20 protein-coding genes are annotated in these 25,011 nt (G+C 47.2%); 14 read left to right on the plus strand and 6 right to left on the minus strand.

Going from position 1 to position 25,011, the window contains the following annotated elements:
- The first annotated feature begins 95 nt into the window (after positions 1-95).
- Positions 96-530, plus strand: coding sequence for a cold shock domain-containing protein (locus ACO05E_RS12990; RefSeq protein ID WP_419813365.1), 435 nt, complete (start codon positions 96-98; stop codon positions 528-530).
- A gap of 271 nt (positions 531-801) precedes the next feature.
- Here the strand turns inward: ACO05E_RS12990 and ACO05E_RS12995 are convergent, their stop codons facing one another.
- Positions 802-1,575 carry an inositol monophosphatase family protein gene (locus tag ACO05E_RS12995; RefSeq protein ID WP_419813366.1) on the minus strand — a complete coding sequence of 258 codons (774 nt, stop codon included), beginning with the start codon at positions 1,573-1,575 and terminating at the stop codon, positions 802-804.
- 137 nt (positions 1,576-1,712) lie between these two features.
- Here ACO05E_RS12995 and ACO05E_RS13000 point away from each other — a divergent pair, with 137 nt between their 5' ends.
- The 12 genes from ACO05E_RS13000 to der all read left to right on the plus strand — a co-directional run bounded on the left by ACO05E_RS13000 (position 1,713) and on the right by der (position 13,977).
- Positions 1,713-2,504, plus strand: a complete 792-nt coding sequence (locus ACO05E_RS13000; protein WP_419813367.1) for an RNA methyltransferase — start codon at positions 1,713-1,715, stop codon at positions 2,502-2,504.
- Positions 2,501-3,322: a serine O-acetyltransferase gene (gene cysE / locus ACO05E_RS13005; protein ID WP_419813368.1), complete on the plus strand. Its 822-nt coding sequence runs from the start codon at positions 2,501-2,503 to the stop codon at positions 3,320-3,322. The genes ACO05E_RS13000 and cysE overlap by 4 nt, the downstream gene beginning before the upstream one ends.
- Before the next feature lie 60 nt (positions 3,323-3,382).
- Positions 3,383-3,868: a Fe-S cluster assembly transcriptional regulator IscR gene (iscR, locus tag ACO05E_RS13010; RefSeq protein WP_419813369.1), complete on the plus strand. Its 486-nt coding sequence runs from the start codon at positions 3,383-3,385 to the stop codon at positions 3,866-3,868.
- 164 nt (positions 3,869-4,032) lie between these two features.
- Positions 4,033-5,190, plus strand: coding sequence for an IscS subfamily cysteine desulfurase (locus ACO05E_RS13015; RefSeq protein WP_419813370.1), 1,158 nt, complete (start codon positions 4,033-4,035; stop codon positions 5,188-5,190).
- A 192-nt stretch (positions 5,191-5,382) separates the two neighbouring features.
- Positions 5,383-5,808: a nucleoside-diphosphate kinase gene (gene ndk / locus ACO05E_RS13020; protein WP_419813371.1), complete on the plus strand. Its 426-nt coding sequence runs from the start codon at positions 5,383-5,385 to the stop codon at positions 5,806-5,808.
- A gap of 141 nt (positions 5,809-5,949) precedes the next feature.
- Positions 5,950-7,089, plus strand: a complete 1,140-nt coding sequence (gene rlmN / locus ACO05E_RS13025) for a 23S rRNA (adenine(2503)-C(2))-methyltransferase RlmN (protein WP_419813372.1) — start codon at positions 5,950-5,952, stop codon at positions 7,087-7,089.
- Between the two features lie 2 nt (positions 7,090-7,091).
- Positions 7,092-7,895, plus strand: a complete 804-nt coding sequence (locus tag ACO05E_RS13030; RefSeq protein ID WP_419813373.1) for a tetratricopeptide repeat protein — start codon at positions 7,092-7,094, stop codon at positions 7,893-7,895.
- A gap of 3 nt (positions 7,896-7,898) precedes the next feature.
- Positions 7,899-9,017 (plus strand): flavodoxin-dependent (E)-4-hydroxy-3-methylbut-2-enyl-diphosphate synthase, encoded by a 1,119-nt coding sequence (gene ispG / locus ACO05E_RS13035; RefSeq protein ID WP_419813374.1) that lies wholly within the window; start codon positions 7,899-7,901, stop codon positions 9,015-9,017.
- A 45-nt stretch (positions 9,018-9,062) separates the two neighbouring features.
- Entirely contained in the window at positions 9,063-10,343 is a 1,281-nt protein-coding gene (hisS, locus tag ACO05E_RS13040) for a histidine--tRNA ligase (RefSeq protein ID WP_419813375.1), read from the plus strand.
- Between the two features lie 72 nt (positions 10,344-10,415).
- Entirely contained in the window at positions 10,416-11,090 is a 675-nt protein-coding gene (locus tag ACO05E_RS13045) for a YfgM family protein (RefSeq protein ID WP_419813376.1), read from the plus strand.
- Between the two features lie 44 nt (positions 11,091-11,134).
- Positions 11,135-12,373 carry an outer membrane protein assembly factor BamB gene (gene bamB, locus ACO05E_RS13050; RefSeq protein ID WP_419813377.1) on the plus strand — a complete coding sequence of 413 codons (1,239 nt, stop codon included), beginning with the start codon at positions 11,135-11,137 and terminating at the stop codon, positions 12,371-12,373.
- A gap of 77 nt (positions 12,374-12,450) precedes the next feature.
- Complete coding sequence (gene der / locus ACO05E_RS13055) at positions 12,451-13,977, plus strand: ribosome biogenesis GTPase Der (protein ID WP_419813378.1); 1,527 nt, start codon at positions 12,451-12,453, stop codon at positions 13,975-13,977.
- A gap of 64 nt (positions 13,978-14,041) precedes the next feature.
- On the opposite strand, the gene ACO05E_RS13060 is transcribed toward der, so the two are convergent.
- From ACO05E_RS13060 to ACO05E_RS13070, 3 genes are all read right to left on the minus strand, one after another.
- Positions 14,042-14,410: a DUF2255 family protein gene (locus ACO05E_RS13060; RefSeq protein ID WP_419813379.1), complete on the minus strand. Its 369-nt coding sequence runs from the start codon at positions 14,408-14,410 to the stop codon at positions 14,042-14,044.
- Between the two features lie 202 nt (positions 14,411-14,612).
- Positions 14,613-15,533 carry an alpha/beta hydrolase gene (locus tag ACO05E_RS13065; protein ID WP_419813380.1) on the minus strand — a complete coding sequence of 307 codons (921 nt, stop codon included), beginning with the start codon at positions 15,531-15,533 and terminating at the stop codon, positions 14,613-14,615.
- Positions 15,534-15,693: 160 nt separating this feature from the next.
- The gene (locus ACO05E_RS13070; protein ID WP_419813381.1) at positions 15,694-16,554 is read right to left on the minus strand and encodes an AraC family transcriptional regulator; all 861 of its coding nucleotides are present in this window, start codon (positions 16,552-16,554) and stop codon (positions 15,694-15,696) included.
- 311 nt (positions 16,555-16,865) lie between these two features.
- Between ACO05E_RS13070 and ACO05E_RS13075 the strand changes: the two genes are divergently transcribed.
- Positions 16,866-17,813 (plus strand): GGDEF domain-containing protein, encoded by a 948-nt coding sequence (locus ACO05E_RS13075; RefSeq protein ID WP_419813382.1) that lies wholly within the window; start codon positions 16,866-16,868, stop codon positions 17,811-17,813.
- Positions 17,814-17,948: 135 nt separating this feature from the next.
- On the opposite strand, the gene ACO05E_RS13080 is transcribed toward ACO05E_RS13075, so the two are convergent.
- Entirely contained in the window at positions 17,949-18,971 is a 1,023-nt protein-coding gene (locus ACO05E_RS13080) for a DUF2804 domain-containing protein (RefSeq protein WP_419813383.1), read from the minus strand.
- A gap of 110 nt (positions 18,972-19,081) precedes the next feature.
- A complete protein-coding gene (locus ACO05E_RS13085) occupies positions 19,082-24,958 on the minus strand; it encodes an OmpA family protein (RefSeq protein ID WP_419813384.1) in 5,877 nt (1,958 codons plus the stop codon).
- Between the last annotated feature and the right edge of the window lie 53 nt (positions 24,959-25,011).

Raw genomic sequence — 25,011 nt, forward strand, 5'->3', positions numbered from 1 at the left:
TGCCATTTTTTCAGGGCAAATAGCCATTGAGTATTCACAATCGTGTTCGTGCAAATAGTGATTAAACGATAATAACGATAGATACGAGAGAAAACATGGGTAAAGTTCTGGTTCGTAAATTAATTATTGCTGCGGTATTTGCTGCTTTGCTTCCGCTGGTGATGCAGATGGCGTTTCCGTTGAGTTTTGAAGGTAACACCAATTTACTGGTGGCATTAGCGATTGCTGGTTTTGTGACCAGTCTGGTATCCACTTTGTTGGTTCCGGCTCGTCGTCGTCGTTATCGTGGTAGCGGTACGATTGTTGAGACGGATGTGGAAGACGGTCGTGAGCGTGGTGTGGTGAAGTGGTTTAATGTGAAAAAAGGCTTTGGCTTTATTACCTGGGATGACGGTGAGGATGTGTTTGTTCACTTCCGCTCGATTCGTGGCCAGGGTCATCGTTCATTAACCGAAGGGCAGCGTGTGAAGTTTACTGTTGTTCGTGGTCAGAAAGGCCCGCAAGCCGAAGATGTATCTGCTGTGCGTTGATCGCATCGGTTTGATCGCATCGGTTTGATCAATCACAAAAAAGGCCGCAGATGCGGCCTTTTTTGTGGGTGTTGTTCTGGCTAGCTATGTGCCAGACCAGCTATGTGGCTGAGTCATTCTCCTGATGGAGACTCAATTCGTCACAGCTTTGTGCTTCGGCATACCATTGCATAATCAGAGTGAGCTGTTGCCAGATGACCATAGCGTATCTCCTGCGGGTTTGTCTTCAGTATAGACAAATCCCGCAAGAGTAAAGCTGTTTACTGAACGCTTATTTCAGAGCAATTAGTGCTTTTAACAGGCGTGGGTTGCTGACAACAATGTTCGCGCCCGGTTTTACCTGAGGTGCGCCGCTGATGTCAGATACTAAGCAGCCTGCTTCAGAGGCAATCAGTGTACCTGCGGTCAGGGCGAACTCATCAACATTGCTAAGCAGGCCGCCCTGGAAACGATCGGCTGCCACATAAGCCAGAGATAAGGCATTGGAGCCAATGTTACGCAGGTCGTAGCTTTGAGCCATCAGCTTTTGCAAGCGCTGGCGCTGGTCAAAGGCTTCGTCGTTAAAGCTTAACGGCTGGGTGTAACCAATGATGGCATCTTCCAGGGTATTGATCTGACTGGCACGGATACGACGGTTGTTCAGCTGAGTACCGCGACCACGGGAGGCGGTAAACTCATCACCATTCATTGGGTTAACCATGATGGCGTGTTCGGTTTTGTTGTTTTGCAGGCAGCTGATGGTGATGGCAAAAGACGGAATTCCTACGCGGAAATTGGAGATGTCATCAATCACACAAATTTGCCAGGTTGGCTGCTTTTCATCAGTGATGTTGGCACCGGTCTCACGGCCATAAAAATTATGCTCAGGCAGTGATTTTTTCAGCTCAAAGATGATGCTTTTTTCCAGACCGATGGTGCAGTCTGCGATAAATTTTGCTTTTTCCTGATCGGTACTTTGTGATGCATCAAAACGATCAAGACGACGAACGAGATCCTGACCAGCATTACGCGCAGCGCGCAACGCCAGGTTAACCATGGGCTGCATAGGAATTGCTATCTCTTAAAGAACAGTGAACAGACAATTATATCACCGGCGCTACCTTTTGCGCTACACTTCTGCTCTTTTGGCTGGCACCTAAAATGGTTGTCAGTCTGACTTTAGCGCAGAGAAATACGCGAGCTATGCTGGACAATATTCAGATCGTTATGGTGAATACCACCCATTCCGGAAATATCGGAGCGGCGGCCAGAGCGATGAAAAACATGGGTCTGAGTCGCCTAGTGCTGGTTGATCCGAAAGCAGATATTAATGAAGAGGCCATTCAGCGCTCATCCCGGGCAGAAGATATTCTGCATCAGGCGGTTATTACGGATACGTTAGAAGAAGCGATTGCTGACTGTGGTTTTGTGGTCGGCACCAGTGCCCGCAGTCGTAATATCCCCTGGCCATTGCTGAACCCTCGTGAGTGTGCGACCAAGGTGGCGCAAGCTGCCGGGCAAAACAGCCGGATTGCACTGGTTTTTGGCCGCGAGTCCAGCGGCTTAACTAATGAAGAGCTGCATTTGTGTCACGCGCATGTGCATATCCCAACCGATGAAAACTTCTCATCACTCAACGTCTCTCAGGCGATTCAGGTGATGTGTTATGAAATGCGTCTGGCCGCCATCTCAGAAGGTGGCGATCAATCTTCGGCTGACCATCCAATCTGGGGAGTTGATTGGGACTATGAGCTGGCCAGTCACGCCGAATTGAACGGCATGTTGCAGCATATGGAACAAACCATGGTTGATATCGGCTTTCTTGACCCCAATACTCCCAAACAAACCATGGCACGTATGCGACGCCTGTATCAGCGTGCGGGCATGGATAAAATGGAAATCAATATTATGCGGGGCATGTTCAGTGCGGTTCAGCGCCAACAAGCCTCTTTAAAAACAGCAGAATCTGCTGAGCAAGACGGAGACTCACATTGAGTATCAAACACATTCGTGAAGACATCGCCTGCGTCTTTGAACGTGACCCGGCGGCACGAAATACTTTTGAAGTGATTACGACGTATCCGGGCGTGCATGCCATCGTGCATTATCGCATCGCGAACTGGCTGTGGCGCAAAAACTTCAAATGGTTGTCGCGCTTATTGTCCACCTTCAGTCGCTGGATGACCGGCATTGAGATTCACCCGGGCGCCACCATTGGTCGTCGCTTCTTTATTGACCATGGCATGGGTGTGGTTGTGGGTGAGACGGCCGAGATTGGTGATGATTGTACTCTTTACCATGGCGTTACTTTAGGTGGCACCAGCTGGAATAAAGGCAAGCGTCACCCGACATTAAAAGATGGTGTGGTGGTTGGTGCAGGTGCCAAGGTGTTGGGCCCGATTGTCGTGGGTGATAATGCCCGGATTGGTTCCAATGCGGTGGTGACTAAGGAAGTTCCGGATGCCGTTACTGTTGTGGGCATCCCAGGACGTATTGTGCGCAAAGCCACAACCGAGCAGGATAGCCGCCGTAAAGCCATGGCCGAAAAAATGGGCTTTGACTCTTATGGTATGGCTGATGAAATGCCGGATCCGATTGCCCGCTCGATTCATAATATGATGGATCATATGCACGCGGTGGACGATAAAATTGATCGTATGTGTAAAGCGCTTAACGATCTTGGTGATAACACCTGCAACGAAGCTCTGCCTGAGCTGAAAGAAGAAAACTTTGTCAGTCTCAGTGAGTTGGGTAGCAGTAATGATGCTGTCAGCTCTGATGATGACGTGAAGAAAGGTCAGGATGTTAACTAATACTTGACTGCTTTTGTCGGGTATCCGCATAATTCCACCTGATGATGAGAGGAGAGAGTTATGCGTTTAACGACAAAGGGCCGCTATGCGGTAACAGCCATGCTGGATCTGGCACTTCATGCTCAGACTGGCCCGGTAAGCCTGAATGATATTTCAGGCCGCCAAGGTATTTCTCTCTCTTATCTGGAACAGTTATTCGCCAAACTGCGTCGTAACGGCTTGGTTGCCAGTGTGCGTGGCCCGGGTGGTGGTTATCGTCTGAGTCGCGGTGATGATGAAATTCAGGTGGCGGAAATTATTGATGCCGTGAATGAATCCATGGATGCTACTAAATGTAATCGTCAAGGTGACTGTCAGAATGGCGATGCCTGCCTGACTCATCATCTGTGGATTGATTTGAGTGATCAGATTCATCAGTTTTTATCTGAAATCACGCTGAAGTCGTTGTTGCAACGCGAAGAAATCCGCCAGATATCTGAGCGTCAGGACGAAGCGGCGAAAAGCCGTATTGATACTATCCTGGCTGCCGAAGGTGCTCTGGCCTAATGGTATAGGCGCTTTAGCCTAGCGACATAGGTGCCTTGGCCTAACGACCAGCCGCTGAATCAAGCCGGCAGTTTGTGAGCAAATGCAGACTGCCTACTTGACCTGCTCCCGTTGCTGTTGACAATGTCCGTCCGGATTTTACTTTCAACACCGATATCTTTTTCATGAATCCAATTTATCTTGATTATGCCGCCACCACGCCGGTTGACCCTCGGGTTGCCGAATTAATGGCGCAATGCCTGACGCAGGAAGGCAACTTTGCCAATCCGGCCTCTCGTTCTCATAAGTTTGGCTGGAAGGCTGAACAAGCCGTTGAGCAAGCACGGCGTCAGCTGGCGGATCTGTTAGGTGCTGATCCACGCGAAATTGTCTGGACATCCGGCGCAACCGAAAGCAATAACCTGGCATTAAAGGGTGTGGTTGAGCAACGACGTGCCGCCGATCCGCAACAACCGTTACATATCATCACTTCTGCGATTGAGCACAAAGCCATTCTGGATACTTGTGCCTATCTTGAGGCTCAGGGAGTGATGGTGGATTACCTGACCCCGGATGCCGATGGCCTGATTTCCGCAGAGCAAGTTGGTGCTGCGTTAAAACCGGAAACTTGCTTAGTCTCATTAATGGCGGTCAATAACGAACTGGGGACGCTGACAGATATTCCGGCCATTGCCTCGGTTCTGAAAGGGACAGACGTGTTATTACACGTGGATGCTGCTCAGGCCGTTGGCAAAATGGCGATTGATGTGAATCAGTGGCAGATCGATTTGTTATCGGTATCGGCGCACAAAATGTACGGCCCGAAAGGCATTGGTGCCTTGTATGTCCGTCGTGAGCCGCAGGTGAAAATTGCGGCGCAGATTCATGGTGGTGGGCATGAGCGGGGTATGCGCTCCGGTACGCTGGCAACCCATCAGCTGGTTGGGCTGGGCGAAGCGGCTGTGCTGGCGCAGCAGGAAATGGCGGATGAAGTGGAGCGTATCCGCCAGTTGCGCGATGCCTTGTGGCAAGGGTTAGAGTCCTTCGGTGGTGTCTATCTTAATGGTCATGCGCAACAGCGCAGTGCTGGTCATCTGAACGTCAGCTTTGATGGCGTGGATGGCGAAATTCTGCTGGCATCATTAGCCAAAGTGGCGGTCTCTTCCGGCTCAGCCTGTACTTCAGCCAGTGTTGAACCGTCTTATGTATTAAAGGCAATTGGCCGTAGTGATGAGCTGGCCCATGCCGGGCTGCGTTTCTCCGTTGGGCGCTTTACTACACAAGCCGAAATTGACGCAACGATCCAAGAAGTTGGGCGGGTTCTGGGGTTGCTGCGTAGCTGATAAGAGCCGCGCTTAGGTGTTGTTTGACTCAGACAGACAGCAACGCACACAAATTTACGCGCAAAGCGCGGAATTCGCGTACAACTTTCATAAAAAGCTGCGTATAATCCGCGGGTTTTATTTGGAGCGCAGCCTTATGGCTGCATTCCAATGGTATTGTTAATTTAAAATCGATTCTAATGGGAGCTTAAAATGGCTGTAGAACGTACTCTTTCTATCGTTAAACCAGATGCAGTTGGCAAAAACGTTATTGGTGAAATCCTGGCTCGTTTCGAGAAAGCGGGTCTGCAAATCGTTGCTGCTAAAATGCTGCAACTGGACGACGAAAAAGCGGGCGGTTTCTACGCTGAGCACGCTGAGCGTCCTTTCTTCAAAGATCTGGTTGGTTTCATGACTTCTGGCCCGGTTGTTGTTCAGGTTCTGGAAGGTGAAGGCGCAATCGCTAAAAACCGTGAACTGATGGGCGCAACTAACCCACAAGAAGCTGACGCTGGCACTATCCGTGCTGATTTCGCACAAAGCATCGATGCTAACGCGGTACACGGTTCTGACTCTGCTGAGTCTGCTGCTCGCGAAATCGATTACTTCTTCGCTGCTGAAGAAATCTGCCCACGTTAATTCTCACCAGAGAATACGTGCTGGGGCCGGGCGCTAGCCGCGAAGCCCCAGAACCACAAAGAGCCAGCGGTGAAAACCGGCTCTTTGTGATCCCCGCCAGGATGCATCTGATTCACACGCTTAATCCAGGTACTCAACCCGATGTCTGATACTGCTGAAAAAATTAACCTATTAGGTTTATCTCCCACCAAAATGGAAGCCTTTTTTGCCGATTTGGGCGAAAAGAAGTTCCGTGCCCAGCAGATGTTGAAGTGGATTCATCAGTATGGCGAAGCCGATTTCGGCAAAATGACCAATATGAGCAAAGGTCTGCGCGCCAAACTGGCCGAGGTCAGTGAGATCAAGCTGCCAGAAGTGACCTACGATCAAACTTCCAAAGACGGCACCCGTAAATGGGTGATGAAGATGGAAGGCGGCAGCTCAGTGGAAACGGTTTATATCCCGGAAAAAGAACGCGGCACCTTATGTGTCAGCTCTCAGATTGGCTGCTCGCTGGATTGTTCTTTCTGCTCCACCGGTAAACAGGGTTTTAACCGCGATCTTAGCGCAGCTGAAATTATTGGACAGGTGTATGTCGCGGCCATGGCATTTCATGAGCCAGGCGAGCGACGTGAACGCAAAATCACCAATGTGGTGATGATGGGCATGGGTGAGCCCCTGCTGAATTTTGATAACGTTGTTGATGCCATGGCATTAATGATGGAAGACAACGCTTATGGCTTGTCAAAACGCCGGGTGACCTTAAGCACCTCGGGTGTGGTACCACAAATTGATCGCTTGGGTGAAATTACCGATGTATCGCTGGCCATTTCGCTGCACGCCCCTAACGATGAATTGCGTAACCAGCTGGTACCACTGAATAAAAAATATCCGATCAAAGAACTGATTGCCTCGGTTAATCGTTACCTGGATAAACTGCCGGATCGTCGTAAGGCAACCATCGAATACACACTGATTGATGGGGTAAACGACGAGATAGAACACGCCCAGCAACTGGCTGAGTTAATGAAGCAGGTGCCGTGCAAAATTAACCTGATTCCGTTTAACCCGTTCCCGAATTCTGGCTATAAGCGCCCAAGCAATAACCGTACTTACCGTTTCCGCGATCATCTGATTAACGCCGGCCATATTGTGACCATTCGTTCTACCCGGGGTGATGACATTGATGCTGCTTGTGGGCAGTTGGTTGGGCGCGTAGAAGACCGCACCCGTCGTAGCGCAAAATACATTAATGCGGTACAACTGGATGAATCTCAACAATCCATAGAAGCAGGTCGTTAATAATGAAAGGAAGTCGTGCGATTTTACGGACGCTGTTAGCCATGTTGGCATTATCACTGGCCGCGTGTGTGACCGTGGTAGAATCGCCGTTTAACAAAAAGGCATCACCAGAAAAAGCCGTTGATAACTATACCCAGCTCGGCTTGGGTTATATGCAGAAAGGCCGTAATGATCTGGCGCGCCTGCGCCTGCGTAAGGCACTCAGCATCAACGAAGACTACGCACCGGCAAACGATGCCATGGGCCTGTTATGGCAAAGCGAAGGTGAGTTGGACTTAGCCGAAGAATCCTTTCAGAAAGCGATTTCACTCGACGGTGATTTTTCTCTGGCAAAACATCATCTGGGCCGTTTGTATTCCCAGCTGAAGCGCTATGACGATGCTGAGACCTACTTATTAAAAGCGGCACAGGATCGTTATTACGACAATCGTGCGTCGGCTTACAATGATCTGGCACTGAGTTATTTCCGTGCCGGTCAGGCTGAAAAAGCGATTGCAACATACCGCGAAGCGCTGCGCATCTCACCTTACAACGTGGATTCGCTGGTAAATATTTCAACTCTGCTATTCGAAGCGCAGAACTATCCGGACTCGGGCAAATACTTTGATCGCTTTGATCGTGTGGTAAAACGCGGTCAGGCTGGTTATTCCGCTCACAGTTTGTGGCTGGGCATTAAGTTATCGACGATTAGTCAGAACACACCACGAACCATTGAGCTGGCGACTCAGCTGAAACAGCTGTTCCCTCAATCACAAGAATACAAAGAATATCAGCAGTCATTAAAAGACGCTGGAGCAGGTCAATAATCGATGAGCGCATTATTTGAGAATCCAATCAAACGACGTAAGACCCGCCAGATTATGGTGGGCGATGTGCCGATTGGTGGCGGTGCACCGATTGCGATTCAGACCATGACCAATACCGATACCATGGACATTGATGCCACGGTTGCTCAGATTCTGCGGGCACAGGATGCCGGAGCGGATATTGTGCGGGTATCGGTGCCAACCATGGAAGCAGCCGAAGCGTTCGGTGAAATTCGCAAGCAGGTCGATATCCCGCTGGTTTCTGATATTCACTTTGATTACCGCATTGCGTTGCGTGTGGCTGAGCTGGGTGTCGATTGTTTGCGTATTAACCCGGGTAATATTGGCCGTGAAGATCGGGTTCGTGCTGTGGTTGATGCTGCGCGTGAACGTAATATTCCGATTCGTATCGGGGTGAATGCCGGATCGCTGGAAAAAGATCTGCAGAAAAAATACGGCGAGCCAACCCCGGATGCGCTGGTCGAATCGGCCATGCGCCATATTGATATTCTCGACCGACTGGACTTTCAGGATTACAAACTGAGTCTGAAAGCCTCGGATATTTTTATGACGGTGGCTGCGTATCGCAAAATTTCTGAACAAATTGATCAGCCTCTGCACTTAGGTATTACCGAAGCCGGTGGTTTACGTGGTGGTACGGTAAAATCATCGATTGGCCTGGGGCTGTTATTATGGGATGGCATTGGCGACACCATTCGTGTGTCATTAGCCGCTGACCCGGTAGAAGAAGTGAAAGTTGGCTGGGATATGCTGAAATCCCTCAAACTGCGCTCCCGTGGCATTAATTTTATTGCCTGCCCAAGCTGCTCTCGTCAGAACTTTGATGTGATTAAAACCATGAACGAGCTGGAAATGCGCACCGAAGATATCCGTACTTCGATGGATGTGTCGGTGATTGGTTGTGTGGTGAACGGCCCGGGTGAAGCCAAAGAAACCGACGTGGGTCTGGCCGGTGGTCAGCCGAATCTGGTTTATATTGATGGCAAACCGCAGGAAAAAATCGGCAACGATAATCTGGTGGACGATTTGGAACGTTTAATTCGTGAACGTGCCACCGAGCTGGAAAAACAGCGTGAAGAATTAATTGCAACGGATGCCTGATTGGCATTGGTTCGGCAACGTAAAAGATAAGACGTAGATATTAAGATGAGCAAAAAAATTCAGGCCATTCGCGGCATGAACGACATCAAGCCAAACGAGACACCGGTTTGGCAGTACCTTGAAGGAACGGTTAAAGAATTGCTGGCTTCCTATGGCTACAGCGAAATCCGTATGCCGATTGTGGAGCAAACCAATCTGTTTAAACGCTCGATTGGTGAAGTGACCGACATCGTCGAAAAAGAAATGTACACCTTCGACGATCGTAACGGCGACAGCCTGACTCTGCGCCCGGAAGGCACGGCCAGTTGTGTACGTGCCTGTGAAGAGCACGGTTTGTTATACAACCAGACTCAGCGTCTGTGGTACACCGGCCCGATGTTCCGTCACGAGCGTCCGCAAAAAGGCCGTTATCGTCAGTTCCACCAGATTGGTGTGGAAACCTTTGGTATTGCTTCAGCAGATATTGATGCAGAAGTGATTCTGCTGACCGCACGTTTGTGGAAAATGCTGGGCTTACAGGATGCCGTGACTCTGCAACTCAATACCTTAGGCAGCAACGAAGCACGGGCTGAGTACAAAGATGCACTGGTCGCGTATTTATCTGAGCGCAAAGACCAGCTGGACGAAGACAGCCTGCGCCGTCTGGACTCGAATCCGCTGCGTATTCTTGACAGTAAAAACGAACAAACTCAGGCATTATTGGTCGATGCACCACAGCTGCACGATCACCTGGATGACGAAAGTCGTGAGCACTTTGCCAAATTGCGCAGTGTGCTGGATGCCGCGGGTGTGAAGTATGAGATCAATCAGCGCCTGGTGCGCGGCTTGGATTATTACTGCAAAACCGTATTCGAGTGGGTGACCGATAAGTTAGGCGCTCAGGGCACCGTATGTGCCGGTGGTCGTTACGACGGTCTGGTTGAACAGCTGGGTGGTAAAGCAACGCCAGCAGTGGGCTTTGCTATGGGTGTGGAGCGTCTGATTCTGATGCTGGAAACTCTGGAGCTGATTCCACAAGCGGTACTGAATACACTGGATGTGTATGTTTGTGCTTTAGGTGACGGTGCGGATCAAGCCGCCTTGCTGCTATCGGATCAGATTCGTAACGAACACGAATGGTTACGCATTCAGACCCATTGTGGTGGTGGCAGCTTCAAAAGCCAGATGAAAAAAGCCGATAAGAGTGGCGCCCGATTTGCCATTTTGTTGGGCGAAAGTGAAATCGCCGAACAGCAGGCCACGGTAAAAGATTTATCCGGTGAACTGGATCAGCAAACTATGCCTCAGGCTGAGGTTGCTGACTGGATTGCCCAGCAAATCAGTTAATTTTTAAAAGATATTGTTAACAACACAGTTTAATAACAACAGCTGACAAGCAGTTAGTGTAGAGGATTGGGAATGAACGAATTTAAAACGGAAGAAGAACAGGTCGAAGCGTTAAAAAAATGGTGGTCTGAAAATGGCACCAGTCTGCTTCTGTCGGTTGTTGTTGTCGCCGGTGGCTGGTTTGGCTGGAACACCTATCAGGACAATGTCCGTATGACGGGTGAAGCGGCTTCAGCGGTTTATTCTCAGTTAGTGGAAAAAGCAGCACAGCCGGTGGCGAGTCAGACGGATGCGGTGAAAGCCGAAATGATCGACCTGGCAGAAAAGCTGAAAAACGAATACGACAGCACGGTATACAGCCAGTTTGGTGGTTTATTCCTGGCACGCTTTGCGGCTGATAATGGTGACTTTGATAGCGCCGCAGCGGAATTAAAAGCGGTTATTGCAGCGGCCGAAGAAGGTCCGGTTAAGCTGACGGCTACGGTTCGTTTAGCAAAAATTATGATTCAGCTGGATAAAGCGGATGAAGCGCTGGCACTGATTCCGGCACAACCGGATGCATCTTATGCGGCTCAGTTTGCTGAAGTAAAAGGCGATGCGTTATTCCGTAAGGGTGATAATGCGGCAGCACGTAAAGCTTATGTTGAAGCTCAGGCGGCGGCACAGGAAGCGGGCATGAATACTCAGCTGCTGCAACGTAAAATTGATAGTTTAACCAGTGCTGAACTGGTGGCAGAGGAGTCTTAATTCCCGTGCGTTTGTCCTGGCTTTCGATGGTATCAACACCTTCTATGATGACTAAATGGGTTCCTGCGCTGTTCTGCAGTGTGTTGTTGTCGGCTTGTTCGTCAACACCCGCGAAAGAGCAGGATGACAGTGAAGAGCTAGCCGGTTTACCGGAATTCACTGAGCAGGTTGAATTGGATACCCGCTGGCGACAAACGCTGGGTAAAGGCCCGGGTTCTGTTTTTAATCGTTTGTACGTGGCCGAGCAAGGTGGTGTGGTTTATGCCGCTGATGCGGCTGGTGATGTTTACTCGCTGGATCTGGAAGATGGTTCCCAGAACTGGAAAATCACACTCGATCAGCCAATCATTTCGGGGGTGACATTAGCCGGTGAGCAGCTGTTTGTAGTCACGAAAGATGGTTTGTTGCATTGTCTGTCGATTGCCGATGGTGAACCTATCTGGCAAGCGGTGTTAAGCAGCGAATCCATTTCTCCGGTGGGTTATGACGCAGGCCGGGTGTTTGTACACACCATTGATGGTCGTGTTACCGCTTTTGAGCGTGCCGATGGTCGTCAGGCCTGGTCTTACGAAAATGCTATGCCAGTGTTAACCGTACGCGGCACCAGCTCACCGCTGGTACTGGATAATCTGGTTATAACCGGTTTTGCTACCGGTAAAGTGGTGGCTCTGGATAAAGTGCTGGGTATCCCGCGTTGGGATAAGCGTTTAGCCACCCCCGATGGTCGTTCTGAATTGGAACGACTGGTGGATATTGACGGCACGCCGGTCTGGGAAGATGGTCGCATTTACGCTTCCAGCTACCATGGCAAATTAGCCTCACTGAACATTCAGGGTGAAACCGAATGGGAAGAAGAAGGCTCAGCTTATACCAGCCCGGTATTGGCGCTGGGAAATATTTACCTGACTCTGGATGACTCCAGCATTCAGGCCTATGATCAGCGTAATGGTGCAGTTCAGTGGCAACAACGTGCTCTGGCACAACGGGGTTTGGGGCAGGTAAGTGCTATTGGTAACCATCTGTTAGTGGCAGATGATGAAGGCTATCTGCACGTATTGCGTCAGGTGGACGGTGAATTGGTTGGGCGTTTATTAATGCGACCAAAGCCGCTGCATATCAGCTACCCAAATCAGTCGGAAATGACCAACTGGCGTTTATTACGTGGCCGTGATTTTGGTATCCGCAGCCATTTGGTGAATACCCGCGAAGGCGTTCTGGTTTATACCAATGCGGGTGATCTGGCGCTGGTAACTCTCGAAAAAACCGGTGACGATTCTCAGTAATCAACCGCTGGTTATGTGTTTTTTCGGGCTGACTCCAAAGGAGTCGGCCCATTTGTTTTTTTAAAGGCAGTTAATTTATGGTTCCTGTAATTGCGCTGGTTGGCCGACCGAATGTAGGAAAATCAACGTTATTTAATCGTTTGACCAAAACCCGTGATGCCCTGGTGGCTGAAATTGCAGGCCTGACCCGTGACCGTAAATATGGCGAAGGTAAAGTGGGCGATCGTCCCTTTATTGTGATCGATACCGGTGGTATCAGTGGTCAGGAAGAAGGCATCGATGAGGCGATGGCGAGCCAGAGTTTTCAGGCGATGCAGGAAGCAGACATCGTTTTCTTTATGGTGGATGCCAACGCTGGTATTACCGCCGGCGACCGTATGATTTCCGAATATCTGCGTCGTAATAACAAAGAAGCGTATCTGGTTGTTAACAAAATTGATGGCCGTAATCCGGATTTGGTTCTGGGTGAATTCTATGAATTGGCCATGGGCGAACCTTTGGCCATTGCTGCGGCACATAACCGTGGCATCAGTGCGTTAATTGATTATGTACTGGATGAGCTGCCGGAAGAAAAAGAGAAAAAAGCAGCGGAATTAGCGGCGGCTCAGAATCGTGAATTGGAATACATTTACGAAGAAGAGGAAGACGAAAAAGAACAGGAAGTTCAGTACGAAGCGCTAAACGTAAAAGGCGTTAAAATTGCGGTTGTTGGGCGTCCGAATGTGGGCAAATCAACCCTGGTGAATCGTTTCTTAGGTGAAGAGCGGGTGGTGGTCTACGACCAGGCGGGTACCACCCGAGACAGTGTTTATATTCCTTATGAGCGTCATGGTCAGGATTACACCCTGATTGATACAGCCGGTGTACGTCGTCGTAAAAATATTCACGAAGCGGCCGAAAAATTCTCCATTATTAAAACCCTGCAGGCCATTCAGGATTGCCACGTGTGTATTCTGGTACTGGATGCACGCGATGGTATCGTTGAACAAGACCTGCATATGCTGAGCTTTGTTTTAAACTCAGGCCGTGCCTTAGTGATTGCCATCAATAAATGGGATGGTATGGATGCTTATGACAAACAGCGGGTTAAGGACGAAATTGACCGTCGTTTTGACTTCTTAACCTTTGCCGAAATGCACTTTATTTCAGCATTGCATGGCACCGGTGTTGGTCATTTATACGACTCGGTGGATCAGGCGTATCGCTCAGCCATGGCTAAATGGCAAACCAATATGCTGACCCGGATTATGGAAGATGCTGTCGCCAGCCATCAGCCACCGATGATCCGCAGCCGTCGTCCTAAATTACGTTACGCTCACCAGGGTGGTTCAAACCCACCGCGTATTATTGTACATGGCAATATGGTAGAAGACTTACCGGAAGATTATAAGCGCTATTTAGCCAATACTTTCCGACGGGTGCTGGATATTCGTGGTACGCCTATTCGGTTTGAATTCCGTCAGGGTTCTAACCCATTCTCTGATAAAGAAAAAGAAGTGCAGCACCGTAGCAAGCGCCGTCGTGACTCTGTGGTTAAAACTGCCTCTATCCGTAAGGCTAAGCACGATAAGATGCGTAAGCAGCGTAAAAAATCCGGGCGCTAATTTTATCCTCTGATGCCTTTTAAGGGCTGTTGCAAACTGCAGCAGCTCTTTGTCTCTCAAACAATTATAACTGCGGAATTAATTCCAGTGTTGATGCCTCATGTTGCTTCTTACTGTAGCTGAGCCTCATGATGGCGTAGATGATGTGATATTTCTTCCAGTAAGCTTTAGTCACAGAACGAGTAATTTCATCAAGATCCTGGGGTATTCTCCCTTCTATTTTAATCGGGTCAAATTCACCAAACTTAATCTCTCCTGCTGAATCTTTGAGGAAAGCATGGTACCAGCTACGTTGGCTAAACTTATATTGTCTGACGAATAATCTATCACCAACTGACACAATAGATATATCAACAAAGCGATGTTTATCCCCAGCTCTAATCTGGTGAACCATATGTCTGTTAACTTCTTTAACCAGTTTTTTAATGTTCATAATCATCTTTTCAAATGTTAGGGGCAGTGCCAGGACGCTGGCTGGTAATAGCCTATAAGCTATAAAAATTTCGGTATTTTATTGATACTTAGGGTCGTTATTTTTAGATTTTTATTACAGGATAAGATGGCTGATTTATAAAGGAGAGCTCCTCTGGTTGATGGCTGAAGCTCTCTCAATTACGACTCTGGGCAGTAACTAATTACTTGTTGAAGAAATCAGCTACAGCATCACATGACACTTTTACAGCATCTGGTTTCCAGTAGAAGTCCACATGGCTGAATTCGTCAAATGCCATAACGACGGGATTGTTTGTCAGGCGATCAATGAAGTTGGTCGAACAGATCGCTGTTGCAGCACTTGAGCCATAAACAACAAGCGTAGGTTGCGTGATTTTATCTGCATATGCTTCAGAGATAGAGATAAGTGATTGCATAGGTTGATCACCGATGTGTTCGGTTGTGAAGTTCTTAACCTTCCCTGGACCTGCAACACCATCTTTTCCGTAGTAGTTATATGTGTCGTCTGACATTGGAACGCCCAGCGCATTAAATTCTTCACGTGACATAGTGTCGTTCAATACGATAGGCCAGCAATAGTCCGCTTCTCCGGTTTCATACATTTTCTGCGCGGAGGCATTTGCAGCGTCGATCGTTTGTTTGGCAATGGCAGGATCACCCCATTGGAATGCATCAGCAGCCATCATGCCTGATACTGTAGCAATTTTTTTGATGCGGTGGTCTGTTACCGCTGCAGACGCGATAATTGAACCCCCCTGACATACGCCAAGCCCATAAATCTCTTCTACAAATGGTAGTGTTCCGAGGTAAGAAACAGCATCCCATGTATTTTCAATCAGTCTGAACATATAGCGGGATTGTTTATACTCGCCTGGCAGCGCTGGTGAATCGCCCATACCGAGATAGTCAAAGCCAAGGTAGATAAACCCACGGCTTGCCATTTCAGGGCCGTAGGTGGCTGGAATTTGACCTCTCACTTGGGGAAACGGGCTTGCACCAACGATGGCTTTGTATTTTTTTCCTTCTTCAAAGCCTTCAGGCAGATATAGATCTCCGACCAAATCTACACCAAATGATTTAAAGGTTACCTGGCGAATGTTCATATGTTTTCTCCTTATAAGAAATTTGTCTATTAGAGTTTTCTAATTAGACACTGGTCACCCCTTTCGACTGCAATACTACGAACCACCTTTTCTTTATAGATGAAAGGGTAGTTGTTGCAAGCTGAAATCAAACTGGCTGTGGCTCCAAGACCTCTGTTTTTTATTCATCAACAGACTTTACGTCACGGGGAGACACACCGAACAACCGTTTAAATTCACGACTAAACTGAGCAACACTTCTATAGCCAGACTCAGCAGCCGCACTTTTAACACTCGCTCCATACATAAGAAGCTGATGCGAATTATTCAGACGTAATCTCTTTAAATACTGCATGGGCGGAAGCGTTGTAGCTTTCTTGAAGCCTTCGTGTAGTGACGATGGACTTATTTGAAAACGAGACACCAAATCTTCGATGGAAATGTCTTCAAGAATATTATTTTCTAAAAAATGTATAATAGGTGCGAGCTGGTGCGCTTTTGAATGTTGTGCTACACAATTTCTCATGTATGGCCCAGCAGTACTTTTTAATAGGTAATAGTAAATTTCTCGCAAATACTGAGGGCCTAATATTTTTTCATCCTGAGGATTCCCTATAATGCTGATTAGTCGGGCTATTAGGTCATAAAGCTCTTTTGACGCTTCAATATTGGTAATCAGACCGTCAGGCTTATTTTCTTTATGTTTTTCAAGTTGATCGAATTCAATTAATAATTCACTTATTATGTTTGGATTTAAAAGTATCACCATGCCAAGGTATGGTTTTTCTTTACTGGCGTATTTTAGTTCAGCGTATACCGGCAGCTTGATTGTTCCCAAGAGAAATTTATCTTTGTTATAAACATAAGATTCTTCACCGGCATAGATATGCTTCTCACCCTGGCCGACCAGACAAAGTCCCGGTGGTAGCATCGTATTTGTTCGAGCTACTGGTTCTGATAATTTAACCAGTATTACCTCATCCATTCCTGTGGTGTTAATCCCTTCCTGGGTAATCTTTTTTTCGAGTAGCTCTTTGATCATTCTTAAAAAACTCCATCCTATTTTTCGGAGTATATCTAAATGTAGTTTGGTAACAAGAACTCGTGAAGGATTCCGTAGTATTGGGTATGGTTTTCGTATTTTTGTGCATGCTATTCGTATTTTTGTGCATATGAATTCGTTTGAATACTGCTTGATGAAAGATGATATATAGTTCTGTTGCTTGATTTGAGCGCTGATGGCAGTTCTATAATCTTTGCCTATGTAAAAAACCAATCTATTATTGAATCTTAACGTTAGCGTCTGTATTTGCTGCCAACTTTAAAGACTGCTTAATTTTTATGGGTATATCTATGGAAGATGTAGAAGCAAATAAAAGAACTTATGCTAAGTGGCAGCACTTGGTTGTATTGATGATGAGTTCATTGTCAGCTAGGGATGGCTTTATTGTTCGGTATCATCAGAACGGTTATGAAATTGTCGCGTCGAGCTCAGAAAATCAGCCTGAGACAGGCTGTTTTATCTCCTATGATAAAAATATTTTTTGTAAGAGGATTGTGGGGAAGTGCAGGCGGTTAACAGAAAGTAATATAGAACTTCATAAAGAGTGGCAGAAAGACCCAGGCGTTGTAGAAGATGGTTTTGATACTTATATTGGACTTCCTGTATTGAACCCGGATCGAACAGAGTTTGGAGCAATTTTTATCCTTGACCATTCAGCTGCAACTAATAATAAAGAACATGCCGATCTGATTAAAGAGTTGAAAATAATTGTTGAAATGGACTTGCAGTTATTAAGAAAGCTTGAGCATGCAAGTGAGCTATCATTAACAGATGATTTAACGGGCTTGTACAATCGACGAGGGTTCAAAGTTTTAGCGCAGCATCATTTTTATATAGGAAAACGCTCCGAGAAATATATTGCAATTATAGTCATAGATATAGATGAGCTTAAGTTAATTAATGATAGATATGGTTATGCTGTTGGTGATGAAGCAATAATTTCCGTTGCCAAATCAATTAAGCGAATATCAAGAGAGTCAGATATAGTTGCGAGAATAGGAGGCGATGAATTTTTGATTGCTATTCCTGTTCTCGAAGAAAATGATGTTGATGTTTATCTAAGAAGACTGCGAGAGGATTTGTTGATAACTCCTCTTAGTAATGGAGTTCATGTATGTATCTCCAATGGATATCATGTCAAACCGTTTGCTGGAATTACCAGCTTTGACCTTTCTCAATTCATTCAGATTGCTGATAAGCGTTTATATAAGATGAAAGAAAAGAAGAAATCAATCTGATTTCTCAGTTTTTAATATATTGCCTTAACAAGCCCTGATAAATAAGGTGTATTAGTTCAGGGCTGGTCTGGCGTATTGATCTGATAAGAAGAAAGCTTCCTGTTTTGATATCAGGTTTTAGCTATACAAAAGCCACTACCACTTAGCATAGTGATCTTCACAAAAGCCCCATTCGCCATTGAGCGTAATGATTTCATCTGGCAGATGAATTTCACCATAATACTGACCAAAATGCTGGGTAAAATTTGAAGCGGCAATTAATGCGTTCATCTTTTCTTTACGTTGACCTTTAGGTTCAAACCGTAATTGAATGATGCCGTCGTTAGAGTGCATTTCCCAGGGAGTATTGGGTTGGTAGCGATCAAACTGGAAGTCGACCATATCGACTTTAATGAGTTTACCATTCAGCCATAAGGCATTTTCACTGGTACCAGTCTCATTAACCCCGGCCGCAAGATTAAAGCCTAAGCGCCTGCCATCCCTGAGAGTGCAGGATAGGCTACCCCAGTTCCAGAAAGTTTCACGGCGCATAAAGCCACAGCTCCAGTCGACCGAGGCTAATGCCTGTATGCTTTCAAGATCGTAGGTCTTATTTTTCCACTGTACCTGGCCCTTACAATTCAGCGCATTGCTCTTCTGAGTAAAAACCCAGCCCTGATAACCCGCACGGCTGCAGACTGCCAGTGGGTTGTAGTTGTTGTTTTCATCAAGGGTGGCATTAATGCTGATGCCTTTTGCCAGGCGAACCTGTACCTCACGAGTGCCGGTTTGCGAGTCAGCTTTGAAGCAGACCCGGTTCTTTCCTTTATGAAAGCAGGCCTGACCATCGTTTGGTAAAGGGTCAATCTGGGTTCGCATCGCTAGTGGTTGAATAAAAGAAAACTCATCAAATTGCTGGCTTTTTGGTTCGTATAAATAGACAAAACAGTTACTGGCAATTTTCAGATCAACAATGGCGATCCCAACAATCAGCTCCGGGCTGATTAAACCAATAAACTGAAATTGGTTAAATTTAATACGCTTGGCCAGATTACCTAACTTGCGATCCATTGGGGTGCGCAAGTCAAAATCCATATAGTTAATGCGTTCAATACTGTGAGGAAATACACCGTAGCTGGGTTGTCCATTGGTGTTAATTAACAGTGAGGGTGTGGTCATACACCGGTATCCATGAGTGAGATTATTATTGTTTGTTATAGCCTTAACAGGCTCTGGTATTGTTCATGGATACGACACAATGGTCAATCATTGAGAGGATAAAGCCGTGACTACTGGAACGCTGTACGCAGGGTAGCCAAGGTATCCTGGTCGGCTTTAAAGCGCATTTTCAGGTACATGCCCTGGGCGGTGTAATTGGCGGCAGAGAAATCGTCGTCAACAAAGCCGCTGAAGTTATAACCGACGCCTAACCAGACGTTAGTTTTCGGAATCCAACCCACCGATACGCCGTAGCCTTGTTCCGTCTGATCGGTATTGTAGCCATGTAAGCGGCGGCCATGAGCGCCAACGTCCCAACGGCTGTTAATATGATGACGCCACTCTGCTGCCATAAAATCAATGGTGGAGTGGTAGTCTTCACTGTTGTACTGGTCCAGCACGCGCTTAATACCGTATTGCATTGCCAACTGATCTTGTTTGGTTATTAACCAGTTGCCATGGACATTATTAATTAACCGGCGGCTGCGGTTTGGTGTGCCTTCACCACCATCGGCTTCCTGCACCCAGCGGGTTTGCAGCAATAACGCATAAGGGTCTTTACGCGGACGGATGGCTAAATCGAAGCGGGCATCAAGCTGGTTGCTGTAAGACTCGCGGCCTTCTTCGGTAAAGTAATCCAGGCTGCCACCGGTTGCCAGTGCATCACTGAGTGGGTGGAAAACACTGGAACGCACTGCCCATTTGTCGTTATCAGTACCGTCACGGTATTCGAGTCGATTATTCCATTGCCACTTTTCGCTACGGTAAGCGGTACCGCCATAAATGGCGTAAAAATCTTCGCTGTTCTGGCCTGCTTCTGTTGGCGCATTACTTTCCAGATTTTTTGCCTGATCAAAACCAGCGCTGATGCTCCATTTATCGGTGATATTAAAGTCCTGACTTAAACCCGACACACTAAATAAACGATAGGCATCGTCTTGTTCAACCTGCTCAATCGACTGCTGAACTTTACCGCCACTCCAAGGCGTTGCACGCATGCCCATGATAGTGCGCTGAGGTGCATTTTTATCAAAGCCAAATTCGTGTTCAGCAAAAATACTGTAGTCATTATTAATGCGGTAATCAGCTCCCAGGCGAACCTGATCGTCAGCGTCACTGCGCTCAGAAATACGCGCAAGTAATTGCGCGTTAACGGTCAGGCGATCGTTCATAAAGCGGTTACTGAAACCTGCCGTTAATTGATCGCTGTACAGGTTTTCACCTTCGTTTTCTTCTGCCGAGGTTATCGCACCCAGAGAGAACTGCTGATCGCTGTTAAGACGATGAATCCAGTCTAATTGTGTTTGATAACGATCATCGCCGTTACTTAAACGATAGTGATGGAAGGTTTCTAAGGTGATGCGGTCACGGTCAGACAGATACCAGGTACCTTCAACGCCGGTTTTCCGTTGATCGGTTTCACCGGCTGAGGTTTGATCAATACCAAAATGTTCTTCCTGACGACGAATATAGGCTTTAGCTTCGATGGTGTCCGTACGTTGGGTAACTTCTAATAAATGTGCTTTGCCAGCTTCATTGCTGCCCTCAACGATTTTTTCACTGCGGGCAATTTCTGCTTTAATTTCGGTGTTGTTATGTTTCCAGCTAACATCCGTTGCCTGTAATTCCCGGTCATCACCGGCCTGATTTTGTACCACAGCGGTGACACCGGCTTTCAGGTTATCATCCAATAATTTTACGCCAACACGGCCGCCACCAACATGGCCTAAGTCAGCACCCCGGTCGACATCGTACTCGGCAATAATAAATTGTGGATTAAAGTTATCATCAGTGCTGAGGATCGGCTCTTTGAAATAAATGGTACCGTCCTGATAATCAATCACATAATCGCTATCACGTTGTAATTCACGGCGTGAAATAATAATTTCACTGCGGAAACGATCACGTACTTCCAGTTGAATATTTTCACTGCTTTCAACAATCAGCTGATTCGATAAACGATACAAACCGGATGTACCATCGCCCTGAATTTCGTCGCGGGCAAAGCCGTTATCGGTTTCGGCCACAAAGGCTGAAAATTCAACCGTCTCGCCTTGATAAGCACTTTGAATACCGGTCATTTGGCGGCTGTAGCGGCCCAGTTCGGTAACGGTTAATTCGGTATTAATATCACCGAATACGGTATAGAAACGATCCCGCTCAACTTTAATGTAGAGTTTTCTGGCCGAGCTGGCATCAAGGCGTTGCTGGCTGGCATCACCGTATAACGTGTAATAACGATCAGGCTCAATGGTACGGGCAAATGCCTCGGCTTCGGGTTTGCCAGAATCGTAAGCAGCGGTCATTAACCACTCGCCATATATTTGGCCCTGAGCGAAGAAAGCCAGGCGACCATCGTGATAAATATTATCGTCAACGTCCGCTGAATCCAGTCCGGCATCGTTACCGCCACTGGCGTTATAACCAACGGTTAAATCCCCGAGGCCAACCAGAATCCAGTCGCGTTGTGGTGCTTTTAACCAGATACGTAACTCGTCTTCCTGACCATTGTTATGACGAAAACGTAATACCGCTTCACCGGATACACTGGTGGGGGCCAGTTGAATCATGGCAATACCATCAGCGCCTACGCGATAACGCGGTGTGGCAATCCGACCTAATGGATTGGTTTCGATATCGGCAATTTCATCATACAGCTGATAAGGCGCTAATAATTCCAGTTCACCCTGAACATCAGCACGAATCGGATAACCGTCTTTATCCGTTAAACGCACAGCGATAGTTGGCGGGGTAATACCGTCAGCCACGGCATGGCTTTGTTGTTCTACTAATTCCGCTTTGGCGGGCTCCTGAGCGTACTGAACAATCCTTTCAAATTCAGTAACGATGTCTCCCTCTTGATTGAGAATTATCACGTTAAAGTGGTTGGGGCCGGGTTCAATATCTACACCACGCCACAGACTGACGGATAAATCACGTTGGGCACTTTTAGCATTGCCATCAAAATTCAGTGCGCTGACTGGTTGGTTGTCGAGCAATAATTTAACGCGATGGTTTTTATGATGTGAAATAGCAATTTTCACCGAGCCAATGCTTGGGCTGCGGTCTAACGGTGGCCATACCCACTGTGGTTCATCTGCTGCGGTTTTAAACCATTCATCATCAAATTCCGGAATTAATGGCTCAGCCGGTAGAGCTGCTGGATTACCCGCTGCTGTTGCTGGTAATTCGCTGAGAAAGCCGGGGATGTTGGCTTCAATGGCCACGGCCTGAAATTCGGGAGTACCGCTTTCTATATAAATATCCGCTTCACCCGACAGAATTTTAACCTCAACCCGACGGTTTAATGCCCGACCCTGACGCGACGCATTTGAAGCAACCGGCTGCTGAGCACCTTTACCACTGAAAATAACCTGCTGCTGGGAAATACCCAGTTGCGCAGCAATATAACGTGCAACAGACTGAGCGCGAGCTTCAGACAGTTGTTGGTTGTCGGCATAAATATGACGATTACGACGAGCAATCGGGGTGCTGTCGGTATGACCAATCACCTCAACTTTGAGATTCCGTAAGCCGTCGAGACGATTAATTACAGACGTCAGATTGAGTTTATCCTGCTCGGTTAAATCAGCAGAGAAGTTGGCAAATTTTGGTGGTGTAATGGGTTTAATAATACCGCCGTCAGGCAGCAACTGCAGCTGAGCCGTAGTGGATACCGGTTTAATTTGTTGAGTTGCTTTATTTTTAACATTAAAGCGGAAAACGGCTTTGGCGGTTAACGCACCACTGTTTGCTTTATCGGTGATAACTGCACTAAAACGTAACTGATGCTGCCAATCGGCAGGCTTATCGCCAAGATTATAAATTAAAGTGCCGTAACGGATATTGGGATCTTCCCACGGAATATTATCCAGTGTGGTGCTACCGGGTTCATAAGCCACGCCTTCTGGCAGGGCAATCATTTCACTCAGATTAAAGACAGCCAAACCAGAGCCATCAATATTCAGCGTGTACTGAATTTTTTCTTCAACAGGGGAGCGGTAAGTGACAGGTTCATCCGGACGCGTGGCCAGTGGCACCAGCTGTTGAGATAAACGCTGGCGTACTTCACCTTTTTGCGGCTCTTTAACTTTTAAAGCAAAGTCCACGCGCCAGAAAGAACCGGGTTGTACATCAACAAATTGTGAATAAGCCCGGCCGGCATGGAAGCCTCTTTCATCACAGGCAATGACTTCCATATAAGGTGGAATGGTTGCAGTATCCAGTTGCACAACGTGAGTGCCCGGGCGCACATCTTCGATATGCCATTCACCGGCTTCATCGGTAACCACATAGGTGCCGTCTTCCATATACAAGCGTACATTAGGTACGGCTTCGGCGTCTAAATTACCCTGGCAATCATCAAGATAAACCCGGCCAAATAAACGAGCATTATCTTTAAAGAAATCGTCACGCACCAATACCGTCGCTTTAGCAATATTGCTGATGTTAGTGCTGTTATCAGTTAGCCAGGCAGTATTAATTAATTCGTCTTTGGCCTGCGGCGTGACCTGGGCAACATAGGTGAGGGTTACACTGTCTTGTTCAGCGATATTACCCAAAGAAAAATTTAATAAGGTGCCATTGTTTTGAATCTCCGGGTCTGCCATGGGTTCATTATTTAAACGGGCAGAACCTCTTTGATAGCGTAATCCTGTTGGTAGCTGATCGGTTAATAATGCATCTGCCAGCTCAATTTCACTATTGCGCACGGTAATGGTGTATTGCAGGAAGTCGCCTAAGCCAACTTCATTTTTGCTGGCGCTTTTAGTGACCAATGCACCGCCCTGACGAATATCCACTGGCACATCGGCAATAAATACATTTTGTTCAACCGTAAAAGGTTCGCCACGTGAAATTTTGCTTACCCGAAACGGGTTATCATCACCGGATTGCAGTAACGCCAGTTTTTCATCACTGATATTAGAAGGTACACGTAATTCTGCCGGGGCTTCAAACTGCAGTTGATAAGTGCCGGATTTTATATAAGGGAAGCGGAAAGAGCCGGAAGGAATAGCATTATCTTCTTCTGCAAAGGCGGTCAGCGCTGCAGCTGAAATCAGAGTAGGGCAAGAAGGTTCACCTTCGATGGCATCAACCGGACCCTGACCACTGACAAAAGCATTCTGGAAACAAGACGTACCATTATCGTCCAGCACTTTTTGTTGCGCCGGTAAGCCGGTTTCCACATCAATTAAGGTGACTTTAACGCCATCAATCGTTTCACCGGTTTGAGCATTAAAAATCCGGCTGAAAGGATCAAACCGGGTTTGAGCACTAACGGTATCGGTATTGTCGTTAATATCGGTGTAAGTGACTTCCAGTTGGTCATTACGGCCCAGAGTCAGGGCACAATCGTAATTCACCGGATTGGTTAACCGGGTTTGTAGCACACCAACAAAAGTGCCGGTGTTATCGCCGGTTTCAACTAGCCGAATGGTTTCCAGATCATTTCCCTGGGTATTACTGACAGTGACGGTCACGCTGTCCTGGCGAACCGGGTTCAGGTTTTTATCGGCTTCAGTTACCTGAATAAACAGAGGCTCGCCCACTTTAAAACCAAATTGTGTATTCGATAAAGAATAACTGCCCGGTAGATTATGTTGGTTGCCGGTTAATTCGGTAAATACGGTTTGATCGATAAAATTGTCAGCGTTAGCACTCGTTGCGCACGCACTGCCATTAATCGTGGTTGTCGTGCCACTGCGATTAGTGGGATTAAAATGTTTAATTTCAATATCTGCTGCCGAAGGCGCAATTGGGCCGGGATTAACGTTCTCGGTAACCAATGATGCAGAAGCCATTTGTTCACTGGCCAGCCCGGCGATACTGTAGTTTGCGCGGGCGGTATTGGTAATTTCGGTATTAACGGGAGTGATCGCCAATACCGATGTTGAGCCTGCCGCCACCCACATAATCAAACACGCACACACTAAAGCGCGGAGCATCACAGCTCCGGCTTGAGTAATACGAGTAAGATGAGTGAGAGGCGCAGAGAACA

Source organism: Bacterioplanoides sp., from assembly GCF_965226395.1.
Taxonomy (GTDB): domain Bacteria; phylum Pseudomonadota; class Gammaproteobacteria; order Pseudomonadales; family Oceanobacteraceae; genus Bacterioplanoides.